This window comes from Moorena sp. SIO2C4, assembly GCF_010672485.1.
In the GTDB taxonomy this organism is placed as follows: domain Bacteria; phylum Cyanobacteriota; class Cyanobacteriia; order Cyanobacteriales; family Coleofasciculaceae; genus Moorena; species Moorena producens.
In genome coordinates this window covers 1-16,159 of sequence record NZ_JAAHGN010000049.1, presented here as the reverse complement: position 1 = coordinate 16,159, position 16,159 = coordinate 1, and the positions used below count along the sequence as shown (strand labels likewise).

Genomic DNA, 16,159 nt, shown 5'->3' with positions numbered 1-16,159 from the left:
TGACATTACGCAGCAGTTGGGGGTAAGTCTGGAAACTTTGGTCTACTAACTCCCCTAAGGTCATCCCAGATTCACGGACCAAAGAAGCTAGATGTAAAGCAGTTAACATGCCATCCCCAGTCAAACCATAATGGTGACAGATGATATGTCCCGATTGCTCACCCCCTAGCATAGCTCCAGTTTGGAGCATTTTAGCTTGGACATGCTGATCTCCGACCGCTGTCCGTAGGAATTTACCCCCCAACTGCTTCCAGGCTCGTTCAAATCCTAAATTTGCCATTACCGTTGCTACCATTATGTCTTCTGGTAGCTTTTGGGCAGCACGTAAGGTTTGACCCCAAAAATAGAGGATGTAATCTCCATTGATCTCCCGACCCTGGGCATCTACTGCCATCAATCGGTCTGCATCACCATCAAAGGCAAACCCAAGATCTGCTTGGTATTCTTTTACCGCAGCTTTCAGGGGTTCGAGGTGAGTAGAGCCACAATTGACATTAATGCGATCGCCATCTGCCTGGTCATGCAAGCAGATCACTTGTGCCCCCAACTGCTCAAACACTTGTCCTGAGAGTCGCACTGCTGCCCCCCAAGCCAAATCCAGCACAATCTTCATGCCTTGTAAATTCGTCACTCCTTTCAGAGGACGGTGAAGTGCTGCTGCATAATCGGTGACCAACCCTGGGCGATAGTGATACTTCCCTTGGGTTTTACTCACTACAGCCTGACCAATAAAACCCCTCAATCCAGCTTCTATATGCTTTTGCAGCTCCTGAGATAGCTTAGTGCCTTTCCCGCTAAAAAACTTAATCCCATTGTCTTCTGGAGGATTATGACTAGCAGAAATCATCACACCCCCTATGGCACTTGTGGCACTGCACAGGTAGGCAACACCAGGAGTGGGACATAATCCCAGGTGCCACACCTCTAGACCTGCTGTAGTCAACCCCTTAGCTAAGGCTGTTGCCAACATATCACTAGAATTGCGTGAATCCTGCCCTAAAATCACCGGTCCTGGTACAGCTGAGTATTCCTGTAACACAAGACCAGCCCAGAAACCCACTTGTAAAGCCAAATCTTCACTGAGCAATGTTCCTGCTCGTCCCCGAATGCCATCGGTACCGAATAATGGGGTTGTGGGTAGAGTTAGGGGTTGCCAAGGTAACCTGACATTGGGGCAGTTCATTGGCTGATTCTTGGATGAGAACTCAGCACTATCCAATCCCTGGATACGGACAGGGGATGTAACCATAATTTCAATTTCCTCACATTACACACTCACTGTGGAGAATAACACTTTATTTTGCTTTGGTAGATATCCATCAATACATCCAACCTATGGTTGTGATCCCATACATGCTTGTGATCAGATTATGATCCAAGTACATTCAGATTATGATCCAAGTACATTTAGCCCTGTGAGCGCTTTGGCCAGAGTTTATCCAAGATTTACTCAAACATTGACTAACTAGATCCAAGTACATTTAGCCCTGTTAGGCTTCTGGCAAGACTTTATCAAAATTGACTAACTAGATCCAAATACACTTAGGTCCCAAGGGCCTTCAGGCAAAACTTTACCAAAATTTACGTTCCTCCCTTGGAACTTAGCAGCCACAACCTAGCCAGGATGCTAAATTAAACACCAGCATTCTCCAACAACTTTTCCATAGTTTCCAAAGTCAGTCCTTGCTGAAGATAACGAGGAGACTGTGGATTATAGGGAGCAGCCACTCGATCTATGCTAATGATCTTTGCCTGTGCTGGTAAGACCGCTACATCTGGGTCAAAGGATGTCGGACGCATTAAAGAACTGGAAAAACCTTTAAAAATAGCAATTTGATCCTGTTCACCAGCTATCTGTGCGGTAACTATCAATACCTCTTTTGGGCGTTTGATGGTGTATTGTTCTAGACGCCTACCAATGGAATCCATCATCTGTGAGTTTTCAGTTGTGAGTTTTTAGTTGTGGCGTTGCCTATTGGCAGGATATAATGATATATTTAGCTTTATCGTACTGGTGGTGACCATAAAATCTGATCTAGCGCTTTGCCTGTAGGTTAAGTAGAATTCCGAATCCGTTAATCAACCTTACTTTGCGGTGCGACCAGTGGCGAATTTAATTCTTAATGGGGAAAGCGCACCGGGGTAAGTATTCAGCTATCAGCCTATGGGCTACGCCCATGCTACACCGAACAGCTTATGCGCTATGGGCACCCTACGGGAAAAGCTTTTGAATAAAATAACCTGACGGCTGACCGCTGACCCCTGACTGCTGAATGCTTACCTCCTTTGAACCAAGACTCCCCCGGCATAAGCGCCGTGGGGAGTCTCAAAGAAGATGCTACTGCCCTACAAAATCCAAAGCCATAACCCATTTCATGGTTCAATAGCTGATCGTCCTTGTTTGCCGAGTCGAAACAGAACGAAATAGCTTAAGTAAAGGACATAGAAGAATAATCCCACCATTCCGATAAAGCCCAAAAATCCAGGGGTATAACCACCATGGAAATACTGTTTGAATAACAAAGGCGGCTCCCTCAACACCTGACAAAATCCAGATGTGATTGCTCCTGGGACAAAGGCACAACGTAGAAATGGAATACTAGCGATTGTCCCCAGAGTACAGTAAATAGTCATTGCCCAACGCCAAGATGTCAGTGTTAGCTTCAGGGGACTAGCGGGCCTATCATCAATCTCCTCATTCAAGTCAATCCAAAACCACAGGGAGATGGGGATCAGAATACGGGAGCTCAAAGCACACACATAAGCAATCGGCCAACCGACAATCAACAAGTAAACTGTAATCGCTAGGAGACTGGAAACACGCCAATAGATAATCAACAGGCGTACCATAGCATCTGCTTTCTGGAAAAATGCCCAAATTAGCAGCATCAAGGGGATAAATACTGTGAACAAAACTGCCAAACGGTAGTCCATCCAAACCAGTAATTGAATAATTTCATCTTGCATTGCTTGTTGCCGAAATGACCTTGATCTATGTTATTTCACCAATGGCCATACTGGAAATCTAGAAACAAAGCCAAGGAAAGCATCAGGCCAGTATAGCACTACGCATTCAGATGTTTGACATTCCTAAACTCCGAAACGTAAGTAATCGCTTACTTGCGGACTTGCGGACTTGCGGACTTGCGGACTTGCGCGTAGCGCTATAACGCCACCAAAAAGGGTAGCAGGAGCAAATCCTAATCGGGGATTTACTCCTGCTACCCTTATTCAGAGTATTTGGCAGAACAATCCTAGAGTCTAGTCTTCATATACCCGGCACTCAGCTGCGTCAGGATTATCATCACAGTACTCTTCAAGGGAGTTTTTGGGCTTGGCATTTTGCCGCTGATGGGAAGCCTCTGCTTGTAGTTCTTCTACGTTATCCCAAGCTACTGCACATTCTGCTGAAGACGCCCCCTCAGCATCACAAACGGCTCTAGCTTGTTCACGCTCTTGGTCTATTTTCTCTTGTAATTCGCTCATCTGTCTTTCGCTTTTATAACTTAATGATGTCTATTTTTATTTTGCTGATAGGATTGGTAGTAGTAACCAACCGCGCTTAGCAAAATACTTAACGATAGGAGGCTTAATAACTAGTAATTTCGTTGAAAAGACGACCTAGTTGCTTAGGTTTTGTGCAACTCCTATCAGGGGTAAGGTTTGCCGGAGTTTGTCCCGCTTCCGGGAACGGCAATGTTGTAAAGGCTGGTTGGGCTAGCAGCACATGTTTCCCTCATCTTAACTACTAGGGACAGGGCTACGAACTGGCGGTCATTCGTAGGTGTCGTGGCCATTACAACGATCGGACTAGTGTCCATTACCTGCATCTTAGCTAGGAAATCCCGGATTAACCAGAAATTACCAGGGAATTAACTAAGAGCGCTACTTTGATTAGCTACTTTACTTAGCTACTTTAACTTCTTAGGTTAAAGCAAAAGACCTGCTTTAACACAAATTTGTTCTTTATTTTTTAAGATTTTCCCAATTTCCCCTTACCCCCTGGTAGCTTACACCACTTCTAGAACTCTTGACACGGAAAGAACGCGGGAGCGTGGTAGCCCCGTGATTTCAATCCGGGTCAGAAGTTACCGCCAGAATAGGGTTTGAAGTTACCGTAAGACAGTGGAGCCTTTATGGTCGGCAGGCTATGGGTAAAAGGGTTAAGGCTATTGTTATAAGGCTCCACTGTCTAAGGTTTCGTCTCTGGCCTTTATGGTTAGTCGGCTATGGGTAAAAGGGTTAAAACTTTGCCGATTTTGGCCAGAGACGAATCCTTAGGATAGGGTCGCCTTTATAGTTTGTAGGTCATGCAAAATAGGGTTAAGTCTCTTGTAATAAGGCGACCCTATCCTTACGGAGACTTCAAACCCTATTCTAAGGTTTCGTCTCCGGGAGGAAACGCGACGCGGCAGTTTTAACTGCCGTCATGAAAACTACAATGGTGAAGTGAGTAATGGTAAACGCCTACGTGATGAAGCAATTCTAGTACCTCAGAAATGCCGACCCTCTTTGATTGCATTGCGTTAATCCTCAGGTGCGCTTTCCGTTCTCCGTAGGAGACGCGGGGCGCGTTCGGCGAATTAAATTCGCTCAAGGTGCGACCCAAGGGCGAGTAAATCGCCCTTGGGTCGCACCTTCGGGTCGCACCTCTTGTGAACGGGTAAATAATTGCAGATCTTTGACGAAACCTTAGAATAAAGAAGCCTTTATGGTTAGTCGGCTATGCATAGAAGGGTTAAATCTTTGTTATTAAGGCTTCTTTATTCTTACGGTAACTTTAAGCAGAGCGTACCGCACTGGCAAGCGTGGTAGTACCTAGAAAGCATAACCAACAAAAAAAAGTAGCGGGAACCCAAGGCTTGGACCAAGTGGAACTCAGTAGGGGCGCATTGACTACGCCTGTAAGATTCGATTACGGATTCTTAACGAATCCCCGCGTCTAATGACCGGGGATTGTCAAATTCCCCCTTTAATCGACAGATATTGACATAGCTAACTTGGTAGTGTGGTTGGGGTGGAATTCACCTTGAGCCCTTATCCTTCTTGCCATGGCTGACTTGAGGAAGGACTTCGAGTTAGAGGAACTGGGAATTTAAGGGAGCCTGTCTGATTTACCCACTATATTACGAATTGTTACTCTTAAATTGCAGTAGAGCGGATGGCTAATATGGCAATAACTATTCATAGTTATGCAGATATAGACAGATTTTTTGAGGCGCTTTCCAATGGCCGGGTTTCCCGGCCATTGGAAAGCGCGCCTTAAGAAAAACAGTTTATAACCCCGTTAACGCTAGCTTTTTGATAACTAGTAATTTAGATTAAGTTATATTAAGTTTAGTCTACCACAACCAATCCTCTTCTCAGTATCAGGTAAGGCTTAGTGGAAGTCTGTGGTAGTTCACCGTTATTATAAAACCTTAAGGAGTGGCCAATCCCCTCAATAGGCAATGGTATCGGGAGTGAATTAGGTAGAATAGATGGCTAAAGTGATCAAGTGGGCAAATGCTCTATCAACCCGTGCATCATTAGAAGCGGCAGTGGCCGAAGTGGCAGACTGCCTTGAGAAGTCTTTGCCTTCAAGAGCAGATTTGGGTCTGGTGTTCATCTCATCTGCCTATGCCAGTGAGTATCCTCGCCTCATCCCCCTGCTCCAGGAACGATTGTCTTTACCTGTGCTGATTGGTTGTGGTGGGAGTGGCATCATTGGGATGAACACCAATGGTCAGGCTGTGGAAGTTGAGGAAGGACCAGCCCTAAGCCTCAGCCTAGCCTGTTTGCCTGATGTTAGTGTCCATAGCTTTCATATCCCTGGAGACGCCTTGCCAGATTTGGATAGTCCTCCTGATGCTTGGGTGGACTTGATTGGCATTTCCCCCCAAGAGCAACCCCAGTTTATTTTATTCTCTGATCCCTTGTCATCTAAAATTAATGATTTGCTCCAAGGGTTGGATTATGCTTATCCAGGCTCAGCCAAGGTAGGAGGACAGGCTAGTGGTGGCTCTATGATGGTTAAGAATGGCTTGTTTTGCCTGAAAGACCAGACCCAACTGGCAAAGTCTCTCTACCATGAAGGAACTGTGGGGGTTGCTCTAAGCGGCAATGTTGTATTAGAAACCATTGTGGCTCAAGGCTGTCGTCCTATCGGTGAAACCTATCAGGTGGCTAAAGCAGACCAGAATATCCTGCTGGAATTGACAGCCCTCGATCAAGGCAAGATCACCAGCTGTGAGCCAGCATCCCATCCCCCATTAATGGTGTTGCGCGAGTTAATCCAAAGTATGGATGAGGCAGACCGTAAGCTGGCACAACATTCACTCTTTGTGGGAGTTGCCCGAGATGAGTTTAAACAACAGCTGGGTCAGGGAGACTTTCTGATCCGCAATCTGTTAGGTGTGGATCCGAGGATTGGTGCGATCGCTATTGCTGATCGGATTCGACCCGGTCAACGTATTCAGTTCCACCTCAGAGATGCTCAGACTTCAGAGGAAGACTTGGCACTCCTTCTTGAGGACTATCAAAAGCAAACTAACACCACTCAAGCTGCTGGTGCTTTGATGTTTTCCTGTCTGGGGCGAGGAGAAGGACTTTACGGTAAACCTAATTTTGATTCCCAACTATTCCACCGTTACATCAAGGATATTCAGCTGGCTGGCTTCTTCTGTAACGGGGAAATTGGTCCAGTAGGCAGTAGTACGTTTTTGCACGGCTTCACCTCAGTTTTTGGGATTTTCCGTGCTAAAGAGTAAGAATGAAGAATTAATTCTTAATTCTTAATTCTTCATTCTGGGGAATGAGTAACTACCTGACTACCGGCAGAGCATTAACTAGATTATTTTTCTATTATTGTTCTACTGCCTTTGACCCCCCAGCATCAAGCTGAGTTCGTAAGCGCACAGATTCAGCGTGAGATGGTAGACCTTCTGCTTCAGCAAGAGTCTCGATAGCACCAGCCACTTTATGGAGGGCTCGGTCTGAATACTGAATCAAACTGGAGTGCTTCATAAAGGTTTCCACACCTAGGGCAGAAGCATAACGAGCAGCACCTGAAGTTGGTAGGGTGTGATTGGGTCCAGCCAAGTAATCACCTACTGCTTCAGGGGTTGAGTTACCCAGGAAAATTGCCCCAGCGTGGTGGATATAGTCTAGTAAGTCCCAAGGTTGGGTAATTTCTAGTTCTAAGTGTTCTGGAGCAAACTGATCAGACAGTTGTGCTGCCGCTTCTAAAGAATCAACAACAACGATTAGACCATAGTGAGCGATCGCTTTTTCTGTCAACAGGCGTCGTGGATGGTCTTTTAGTTGCTGTTGCACTTGTCCCTGCACTTGTTTGGCTAATTGAGGATCAGTGGTCAGGAGAATCGCTGCTGCCATTGGGTCATGTTCTGCCTGAGCCAATAGATCGACAGCCACATGAACTGGATTAGCTTCCTCATCCGCAATAATTAATACCTCAGAAGGACCAGCCAGGGAGTCAATCCCTACAATACCGTAAACCAGTTTCTTGGCCAGGGTTACGTAAATGTTCCCCGGACCGCTAATCACATCCACGTTGGGAATGGTTTCGGTTCCAAAGGCTAAGGCGGCAATTGCTTGGGCACCACCTACCCGGTAAATCTCATGAATCCCGGCTTCCTGAGCAGCCACAAGCACAGCCGGATTAATGCTTTGATCAGGTCTTGGTGGGGTAACCATTACAATTTGGTCAACCTGAGCTACCTTGGCTGGGATGGCATTCATTAACACAGTACTGGGATAGGACGCCCTACCGCCAGGAACATATAGTCCAGCCTTATCTACAGGAGTGTAGCGCTTGCCTAAAACCACATCATCTTCACCAAATTGCACCCAGGATTTGGGAATTCGTTGTCGATGAAATGCCTCAATTTGTCCAGCAGCTAATTGAATCGCATCAAGTAATTCCTTGGAGACCTGTTGGTAAGCCGCATCTAGTTCCGAACCGCTGACTCGCAGTTGTTCTCGACTCAATCTCAGCTGATCAAATTCCTCAGTGTAGTGCAGGAGCGCTACGTCTCCTTTACGCTTCACTGCCTGTAAAACTTCCCTTACAGTTGCCTCTTTGTTCAGCATTTGGTCAGAAGCCGTGCGATCGCGGATACGCCGCAGTTCAGTTTGTGCCTCAGCCTGCTCAGTTATGATTCGCAGCATGGAGTCGGAGTGCCCATCACGCTAGTGTTGCTCGTCCTAGACCAGGTTTATACACTTCTCCTGATCAAAGGTGTCTATTTTTCCTGGACTTACTTTAAGAATATAGCTTAAAGACGATGATGCTTGGGTTACGCTATGGGTGTTGATACTAGTTTATTATGATATATGGTATGATGTTACTTCTGGTATCATACCACTTTCTATGGGAGGTAACTCCCAAACTAAATTAAGTTAAGTAAAGACTGCTGTGGCTAATAACAAGTCTGCCCTCAAACGCATAAAAATCGCCGAACGGAACCGAATTCGGAACAAAGCCTACAAATCAGCGGTGAAAACCCTGACGAAGAACTATTGTGCTGCCTTAGAAGAGTACGAACGCCAACCAAGTCCGGAAGCCTTGGAACAAGTCAAACGTCGAATGTCAGAAGCATACAGCAAAATTGACAAGGCTGTCAAGCGTAAGGTGCTCCATCGCAATAATGGCGCTCGGAAAAAAGCAAGTCTTGCCAAAAAGCTCAAAGCTATAGAGGCTCAACTTAACGCTACTGTGACCGAATCACCTGCTGTATGATGAGATTGCCTGACTCAGCTGACCTTAGCTAAGTGCTGCAATTAGTAATTCAGCAAAAACCGCTGTTAATTAAACTAAAAATAGATAAATAGATTAAAAACTGTATTGATGCAGTTGATTGATACCCACGTCCATATCAACTTCGATGTCTTTGAGTCGGAGTTAGAGCAATTAAGGCACCGATGGCTTGAAGCTGGTGTGGTTCGTCTAGTTCACTCTTGCGTAGAACCGTCTGAGTTTACAGGCATCCAAGCTCTAGCCGAGCGATTTCCCGAACTCTCCTTCGCGGTAGGCTTGCACCCCTTAGATACGGAAAAATGGACTTCCGAAACGGAAAATCAGATTTTGACCCTAGGGCGCTCTGATGCTAGGGTCGTAGCTATCGGAGAAACGGGTTTGGATTTCTATAAAGCAAAGAACCAACAATACCAAATAGAAGTGTTAAAAGCCCAACTAGGGATTGCCCACCAACTTGGCTTGCCAGTCATTATCCACTGCCGTGACGCTGCTGCTGCAATGAGGGGCATACTCCAAGAGTTTTGGGAAAGTACCGGGCCAATAAGAGGTGTGATGCACTGTTGGGGAGGTAATCCTCAACAGACACAGTGGTTTTTGGATTTGGGGTTTTACATTAGCTTCAGTGGCATTGTGACCTTTAAAAATGCCACTCAGGTAAAAGAATCAGCCACCATGGTACCTAGCGATCGCCTACTCATCGAAACGGATTGTCCGTTCCTGGCACCAGTACCCAAGCGAGGCAAACGAAATGAACCAGCCTATGTTCGCTATGTAGCCGAGTGCGTTGCCCGATTACGAGGGATATCTCTAGAAGAGTTGGCTGCTCAGACCACCCAAAATGCCTGTCAGCTTTTTGGTCTTAGCCTCTCAACAGCAACTGCTGCCCAAATAGGGATTGGGTAAATCTCAACCAGACCTGAAAGGGGAAAACCTGAAGGTGGGTTCTTGATAATCTCAACTCCCCTACTCTGCTATGGTTCAGTAGAAAGAGAATGATGGGTCGACTTCTAGGCTTGCTGTGAACACCTATGGTAACACCTAGAAGAGGAAATAACAGGAAATAATCCGACTCTTTGAATAGTACTTTTGGGAGAGGTTTACCGAAGTAGGGTTGACAAAAAAGAGAACAGATGCTACCATATTTATCCTGAATATGACTAACCAAAGGACAAGCCCTACAAAGGTTTTAGCCTCCAGCTAAGCACAAGCCATGTGTAGGACAGGGCATATCGACGGTGACAAGTGTAAAAACCACAACTAGCACCGGCAGCAAGTACTCCAAGTCCAGTATAGTCCAGTATAGTGTTTTGGTTGTTTTCCTGATCCATGCCTGAGTTTCTTTCAATCTAGTAATAGACATGGTTTAAATTCCCACGGATGGCTTTCGAGAAAAAGTGGAAGATAGAAGGCACTCTAAGCCATAGCTATGAACATCTAAAACCTAGATTAGGGTTACCTGAGGTCCGGTGGTGTTCAGCTTAAGAATTCCACGTTTACGTTATCTGTGGGACTGTCAATTCTAACAGTTGATCTAGTATCTATTTATCTAGTATCTATTAGCTCGAACCCAAGTTTTAAGGAACTGTTCAAGTACAAGTACTGCCTTGGGAAGGGAATCGAAATCGGCGCTGACTTAAAAAGAGTGAAGAACAGACCCCATGACTAATCAGACTTACACAACAGCCACCTATATGTTGCCAGACTTAGTTGAAATTCAGCGTGCTAGCTTTCGCTGGTTCTTGGAAGAGGGGCTAATTGAAGAACTCAATAGCTTCTCGCCGATTACCGACTACACTGGCAAAATGGAGCTGCACTTCTTGGGTGAAAACTACAGGCTGAAGTATCCTAAATATGATGTAGATGAAGCTAAGCGGCGAGACAGTACCTATGCCGTACAAATGTACGTTCATACTCGCCTGATTAATAAAGAAACCGGCGAGATCAAAGAACAAGAAGTATTCATCGGTGATTTGCCTCTGATGACAGACCGAGGCACATTTATCATTAACGGTGCTGAGCGAGTCATTGTTAACCAAATTGTTCGCTCTCCTGGGGTTTACTACAAGTCTGAAACTGATAAAAACGGACGTCGTACCTACTCAGCCTCCTTGATTCCCAACCGGGGGGCTTGGTTGAAGTTTGAAACCGATAAAAATAACTTAGTTTGGGTGCGAATCGACAAAACCCGTAAACTGTCTGCACAGGTGCTTTTAAAAGCCTTGGGGCTTGGTGATAGTGAAATTATTGATGCTATGCGCCACCCAGACTACTATCAAAAAACCCTTGACAAAGAAGGGAACCCCAGTGAAGAAGAAGCCCTGCTGGAGCTCTACCGCAAGCTGCGTCCTGGGGAACCTCCCACTGTTAGTGGTGGTCAGCAGTTATTGGAATCCCGTTTCTTTGACCAGAAGCGTTATGACCTAGGTCGGGTCGGTCGCTACAAAATCAATAAAAAACTACGGCTGAATATTCCTGACACGGTAAGGGTATTGACCCCCCAAGACATACTCGGGGCAATTGATTACCTAATCAACCTGGAATTTGACATTGGTAGCACAGATGATATTGACCACCTAGGAAATCGCCGAGTTCGCTCTGTTGGTGAACTACTGCAAAACCAAGTGCGGGTGGGACTAAATCGCCTAGAGCGGATTATTCGGGAACGGATGACCGTTTCAGAATCCGATACCCTTACCCCAGCCTCATTGGTAAACCCCAAACCCCTAGTAGCAGCGATTAAGGAATTTTTTGGGTCCTCTCAGCTTTCCCAGTTTATGGATCAGACCAATCCATTAGCTGAATTGACCCATAAACGGCGTCTGTCTGCCCTAGGTCCTGGGGGGTTAACTCGCGAACGGGCAGGTTTTGCAGTGCGGGATATTCATCCATCTCACTATGGCAGAATTTGCCCCATTGAAACTCCAGAAGGTCCCAACGCAGGTCTGATTGGCTCCTTGGCAACCCACGCTCGGGTGAATAATTATGGTTTTATTGAAACTCCTTCTTACCCAGTAGAAAATGGGCGAGTCCTAAAAGACCGACCGCCCTTGTACATGACTGCAGATGAAGAAGATGACCTGAGGGTAGCACCAGGAGATATTGCCTTAGATCAGGAAGGTTACATCCTGGGAGAGTCTGTACCAGTCCGATATCGACAAGAATTCACCACCACCACCCCTGACCAAGTGGACTATGTGGCGGTATCACCAGTGCAAATTATCTCTGTTGCCACCTCTCTAATTCCCTTCTTAGAACATGATGATGCCAACCGAGCTCTGATGGGCTCAAATATGCAGCGGCAAGCTGTGCCATTGCTTCGACCTGAGCGCCCCTTAGTGGGAACAGGATTGGAAGCCCAGGCGGCTCGGGACTCAGGTATGGTCGTGGTGGCTGCCAGTGATGGTGAGGTGGTGTATGTCGATGCCAACACAATTCGGTTACAGCCTTATCCAACCACCACAGATACGCCAGCCCTGCCAGGGGAAAAGGGCAATGAGAATGAGTTAGAATTTCCTAGCCCTGTTCAACCAAAAGAAACCCCAGCAATTATTGAATACTCCCTCCAAAAGTATCAGCGCTCTAACCAAGATACCTGCTTAAATCAACGACCCTTGGTGTATGTAGGAGATGAAGTTGTGGGGGGTCAGGTACTGGCAGATGGCTCGGCTACAGAAGGGGGTGAAATCGCCCTCGGACAAAATATTCTAGTCGCTTATATGCCTTGGGAAGGCTATAACTACGAAGATGCCATCCTGGTTAGTGAACGGCTAGTTTACGATGATGTCTACACAAGTATTCACGTTGAAAAGTATGAAATAGAAGCGCGACAGACTAAACTAGGTCCGGAAGAAATAACCCGAGAAATTCCCAATGTGGGGGAAGATGCCCTGCGTCAGTTAGATGAAACCGGGATCATTCGGATTGGAGCCTGGGTAGAAGCTGGGGATATCTTGGTGGGGAAAGTTACTCCCAAGGGGGAATCAGACCAGCCACCAGAAGAAAAACTGTTGCGAGCTATATTTGGGGAAAAAGCTAGGGATGTACGGGACAATTCTCTGCGAGTCCCCAATGGTGAAAAAGGGCGTGTGGTAGATGTGCGGGTATTTACCAGAGAGCAAGGGGATGAACTGCCACCGGGAGCCAACATGGTAGTGCGTGTATATGTGGCTCAGAAGCGTAAAATCCAGGTTGGTGACAAAATGGCAGGTCGTCACGGCAATAAGGGAATTATTTCCCGGATTTTGCCCATCGAAGATATGCCCTACCTGCCCGATGGTACACCTGTAGATATTGTACTAAACCCCCTGGGAGTACCCAGTCGCATGAATGTGGGTCAGGTATTTGAATGTCTATTAGGATGGGCTGGGGAACACCTGAATGTCAGATTTAAGCTTACTCCCTTCGACGAAATGTACGGTGCAGAAGCATCCCGCCTCACTGTCCATAACAAGCTTAAAGAAGCCAGTGAGCAACCTGATAAAGAGTGGGTATTTAATCCGGAGCATGCCGGAAAAATTACTGTCTACGATGGTCGCACCGGAGAAGCCTTTGACCAACCAGTCACAGTGGGGCAAGCCTATATGCTCAAGCTAGTCCACTTGGTAGATGATAAAATTCATGCTCGCTCCACCGGACCGTACTCCCTAGTCACCCAGCAACCCTTGGGGGGTAAAGCCCAACAAGGTGGTCAGCGGTTTGGGGAAATGGAAGTCTGGGCATTAGAAGCATTTGGAGCATCTTACACCCTCCAAGAATTGCTCACTGTTAAATCAGACGATATGCAAGGCCGCAACGAAGCTCTCAATGCGATTGTGAAAGGAAAAGCCATTCCCCGACCTGGTACTCCCGAATCCTTTAAGGTACTGATGCGAGAACTCCAATCCTTAGGACTCGACATAGCTGTTCACAAAGTCGAAACCACAGAAGACGGTAGTAGTAATGATATGGAAGTGGATTTAATGACCGATTCAGAACGCCATCGAACACCACGCTCACCAACCTATGAATCCCTAAACCAGGAAGAGTTGGTGGAAGAAGAGCAACCCTAAAAGGTTGCTCTATATGAGTGTCTGTGAATAGGGAAATGACAAAATTATGAGAAGCCAAATAGAACAGCGGTTTGACTACGTAAAAATTGGTATTGCCTCTCCTGAGAGAATTCGTCAATGGGGAGAAAGGACTCTTCCCAACGGTCAAATGGTCGGTGAAGTGACTAAGCCAGAAACCATTAACTATCGCACCCTCAAACCGGAGATGGATGGGCTGTTCTGTGAGCGGATCTTTGGTCCAGCTAAAGACTGGGAATGCCATTGTGGTAAGTACAAGCGGGTGCGCCACCGAGGTATTGTCTGTGAACGCTGTGGTGTAGAAGTGACCGAGTCCCGGGTAAGGCGTCACCGTATGGGATACATTAAACTAGCCGCACCCGTGGCTCACGTCTGGTATCTCAAAGGGATTCCTAGCTACCTCAGTATTTTGCTTGATATGCCCCTGCGGGATGTAGAACAGATTGTCTACTTCAACGCCTACGTAGTACTAAACCCAGGTAATGCGGAAAACCTCAGCTATAAACAGCTGCTCACCGAAGACCAATGGCTGGAAATTGAGGAGCAGCTCTATAGCGAAGACTCAGACCTATCTGGGGTAGACGTGGGGATTGGGGCTGAGGCTCTGCAACGACTCCTACAGGATTTGGATTTAGACGCGATCGCAGAAAAGCTGCGAGAAGAAATTGCGGCTTCTAAAGGTCAAAAGCGAGCTAAGCTCATCAAACGGTTGCGAGTGATTGACAACTTTATTGGCACCGGGGCTCAGCCAGATTGGATGGTGCTGAGTGTCATCCCTGTCATTCCCCCCGACCTGCGACCGATGGTGCAACTGGATGGGGGTCGCTTTGCTACCTCTGACTTGAATGACCTCTATCGACGAGTCATCAACCGCAACAATCGACTAGCCCGGTTGCAGGAAATTCTGGCACCGGAAATCATTGTCCGCAATGAAAAGCGGATGCTTCAGGAAGCTGTGGATGCCCTGATTGACAATGGCAGGCGAGGACGGACAGTCGTAGGGGCAAACAATCGACCCCTGAAGTCCCTCTCTGACATTATCGAAGGTAAACAGGGTCGCTTCCGGCAAAACCTGCTAGGAAAACGGGTGGATTACTCTGGAAGGTCAGTGATTGTAGTCGGTCCAAACCTGCATATCCACCAGTGTGGTTTGCCCAGAGAGATGGCGATTGAGCTGTTTCAACCTTTTGTGATTCACCGCCTGATTCGTCAGGGTTTGGTGAATAACATCAAAGCAGCTAAAAAATTGATTCAACGGGGAGATCCCACTGTGTGGGACGTACTCGAAGAAGTGATTGCAGGTCACCCGGTGATGCTAAACCGAGCCCCAACTCTACACCGACTAGGAATTCAAGCCTTTGAACCCATTTTGGTAGAAGGTCGTGCCATTCAACTGCACCCCTTAGTCTGTCCAGCCTTTAATGCGGACTTTGATGGCGACCAGATGGCAGTACATGTGCCCCTATCCCTAGAATCCCAATCAGAGGCTAGGTTGTTAATGCTGGCATCGAACAATATTCTGTCACCAGCAACAGGTCGCCCGATTATAGCACCAAGTCAAGATATGGTCTTGGGATGCTATTATCTAACCGCAAAAAATCCAAATGCCACCAAGGGAGCAGGTCGTTACTTTGCTAACCTCGAGGATGCAATCAAAGCCTACGAACAAAAGCAAGTACACCTCCATGCCTATATTTGGGTCCGCTATGACGGCATAGTTGACACAGACGAACAAGACACGGAGATGATTTCTGAAGAATCTTCACCCGATGGTATGGTGACCAAACTCTACAAAAACCGGCGAGTCAGGGAAACAGCCGATGGTGAACTTATTTCCCAGTACATCCGCACCACCGCAGGTCGGATCATCTACAACAAAACTATTCAAGAAGCCCTATGGGGCTAGGTAAAAGGTAAGCATTTAGAATTGAGAATGCGCGAATTGAGAATTAGGAAATTCAAGAGAATGTAGAATGTAGAATGTAGGATTTTAAAGAATTAATTCTTAATTCTTAATTCTTAATTCTTAATTCTTAATTCTTAATTCTTAATTCTTAATTCTTAATTATTGATTCTTAATTCTTAATTATTAATTCTTAATTCTTAATTATTCATCCCCTTCAAAAGCATCATGGCAGATAAAAAAGCTAAAAAAGACTTGATTTTTTATAACCGGATTGTTGATAAAGGCCGGTTAAAAAAGCTGATCTCTTGGGCGTATACCAAATACGGAAGTGCCCGGACAGCCCAAATGGCCGATAAACTCAAAGATCTGGGGTTTCGCTATGCTACCCAGGCGGGGGTTTCTATCAGTGTAGATGACCTGCAAGTGCCA

At 46.4% G+C, this 16,159-nt stretch carries 11 protein-coding genes; 6 read left to right on the top strand and 5 right to left on the bottom strand.

Going from position 1 to position 16,159, the window contains the following annotated elements; all coding sequences use genetic code 11:
* The 4 genes from glmM to F6K20_RS05025 all read right to left on the bottom strand — a co-directional run.
* The coding region (glmM, locus tag F6K20_RS05040; RefSeq protein ID WP_287293958.1) for a phosphoglucosamine mutase at positions 1–1,249 on the bottom strand (1,249 nt) is incomplete at its 3' end.
* Between the two features lie 383 nt (positions 1,250–1,632).
* A complete protein-coding gene (locus F6K20_RS05035; RefSeq protein ID WP_063747936.1) occupies positions 1,633–1,932 on the bottom strand; it encodes a DUF7734 family protein in 300 nt (99 codons plus the stop codon).
* A 441-nt stretch (positions 1,933–2,373) separates the two neighbouring features.
* Positions 2,374–2,967: a DUF3177 family protein gene (locus F6K20_RS05030; RefSeq protein WP_008185315.1), complete on the bottom strand. Its 594-nt coding sequence runs from the start codon at positions 2,965–2,967 to the stop codon at positions 2,374–2,376.
* A 294-nt stretch (positions 2,968–3,261) separates the two neighbouring features.
* Positions 3,262–3,486, bottom strand: coding sequence for a Calvin cycle protein CP12 (locus F6K20_RS05025; RefSeq protein ID WP_287252498.1), 225 nt, complete (start codon positions 3,484–3,486; stop codon positions 3,262–3,264).
* A 1,994-nt stretch (positions 3,487–5,480) separates the two neighbouring features.
* Here F6K20_RS05025 and F6K20_RS05020 point away from each other — a divergent pair.
* Positions 5,481–6,749 carry an FIST signal transduction protein gene (locus F6K20_RS05020; RefSeq protein ID WP_287293956.1) on the top strand — a complete coding sequence of 423 codons (1,269 nt, stop codon included), beginning with the start codon at positions 5,481–5,483 and terminating at the stop codon, positions 6,747–6,749.
* 94 nt (positions 6,750–6,843) lie between these two features.
* On the opposite strand, the gene hisD is transcribed toward F6K20_RS05020, so the two are convergent.
* A complete protein-coding gene (gene hisD / locus F6K20_RS05015) occupies positions 6,844–8,169 on the bottom strand; it encodes a histidinol dehydrogenase (protein WP_008185310.1) in 1,326 nt (441 codons plus the stop codon).
* A 247-nt stretch (positions 8,170–8,416) separates the two neighbouring features.
* Between hisD and rpsT the strand changes: the two genes are divergently transcribed.
* The 5 genes from rpsT to F6K20_RS04990 form a co-directional block, all read left to right on the top strand.
* Complete coding sequence (rpsT, locus tag F6K20_RS05010) at positions 8,417–8,740, top strand: 30S ribosomal protein S20 (RefSeq protein WP_008185308.1); 324 nt, start codon at positions 8,417–8,419, stop codon at positions 8,738–8,740.
* 108 nt (positions 8,741–8,848) lie between these two features.
* Positions 8,849–9,661: a TatD family hydrolase gene (locus tag F6K20_RS05005; RefSeq protein ID WP_008185306.1), complete on the top strand. Its 813-nt coding sequence runs from the start codon at positions 8,849–8,851 to the stop codon at positions 9,659–9,661.
* Between the two features lie 755 nt (positions 9,662–10,416).
* Positions 10,417–13,806 carry a DNA-directed RNA polymerase subunit beta gene (gene rpoB / locus F6K20_RS05000; RefSeq protein ID WP_008185303.1) on the top strand — a complete coding sequence of 1,130 codons (3,390 nt, stop codon included), beginning with the start codon at positions 10,417–10,419 and terminating at the stop codon, positions 13,804–13,806.
* Between the two features lie 46 nt (positions 13,807–13,852).
* The gene (locus tag F6K20_RS04995; protein ID WP_008185301.1) at positions 13,853–15,730 is read left to right on the top strand and encodes a DNA-directed RNA polymerase subunit gamma; all 1,878 of its coding nucleotides are present in this window, start codon (positions 13,853–13,855) and stop codon (positions 15,728–15,730) included.
* A gap of 225 nt (positions 15,731–15,955) precedes the next feature.
* Positions 15,956–16,159, top strand: a 204-nt coding sequence (locus tag F6K20_RS04990; RefSeq protein ID WP_287293953.1) for a hypothetical protein, incomplete at its 3' end; no start/stop codon positions are given.

Bases quoted from the DNA above. Each gene is read 5' to 3' on its own strand.
- rpoB (WP_008185303.1), top strand. From the start codon at position 10,417: ATGACTAATCAGACTTACACAACAGCCACCTATATGTTGCCAGACTTA.
- F6K20_RS05030 (WP_008185315.1), bottom strand. From the start codon at position 2,967: ATGCAAGATGAAATTATTCAATTACTGGTTTGGATGGACTACCGTTTG.
- F6K20_RS05020 (WP_287293956.1), top strand. From the start codon at position 5,481: ATGGCTAAAGTGATCAAGTGGGCAAATGCTCTATCAACCCGTGCATCA.
- F6K20_RS05025 (WP_287252498.1), bottom strand. From the start codon at position 3,486: ATGAGCGAATTACAAGAGAAAATAGACCAAGAGCGTGAACAAGCTAGA.
- F6K20_RS05035 (WP_063747936.1), bottom strand. From the start codon at position 1,932: ATGATGGATTCCATTGGTAGGCGTCTAGAACAATACACCATCAAACGC.
- F6K20_RS05005 (WP_008185306.1), top strand. From the start codon at position 8,849: ATGCAGTTGATTGATACCCACGTCCATATCAACTTCGATGTCTTTGAG.
- F6K20_RS04995 (WP_008185301.1), top strand. From the start codon at position 13,853: ATGAGAAGCCAAATAGAACAGCGGTTTGACTACGTAAAAATTGGTATT.
- hisD (WP_008185310.1), bottom strand. From the start codon at position 8,169: ATGCTGCGAATCATAACTGAGCAGGCTGAGGCACAAACTGAACTGCGG.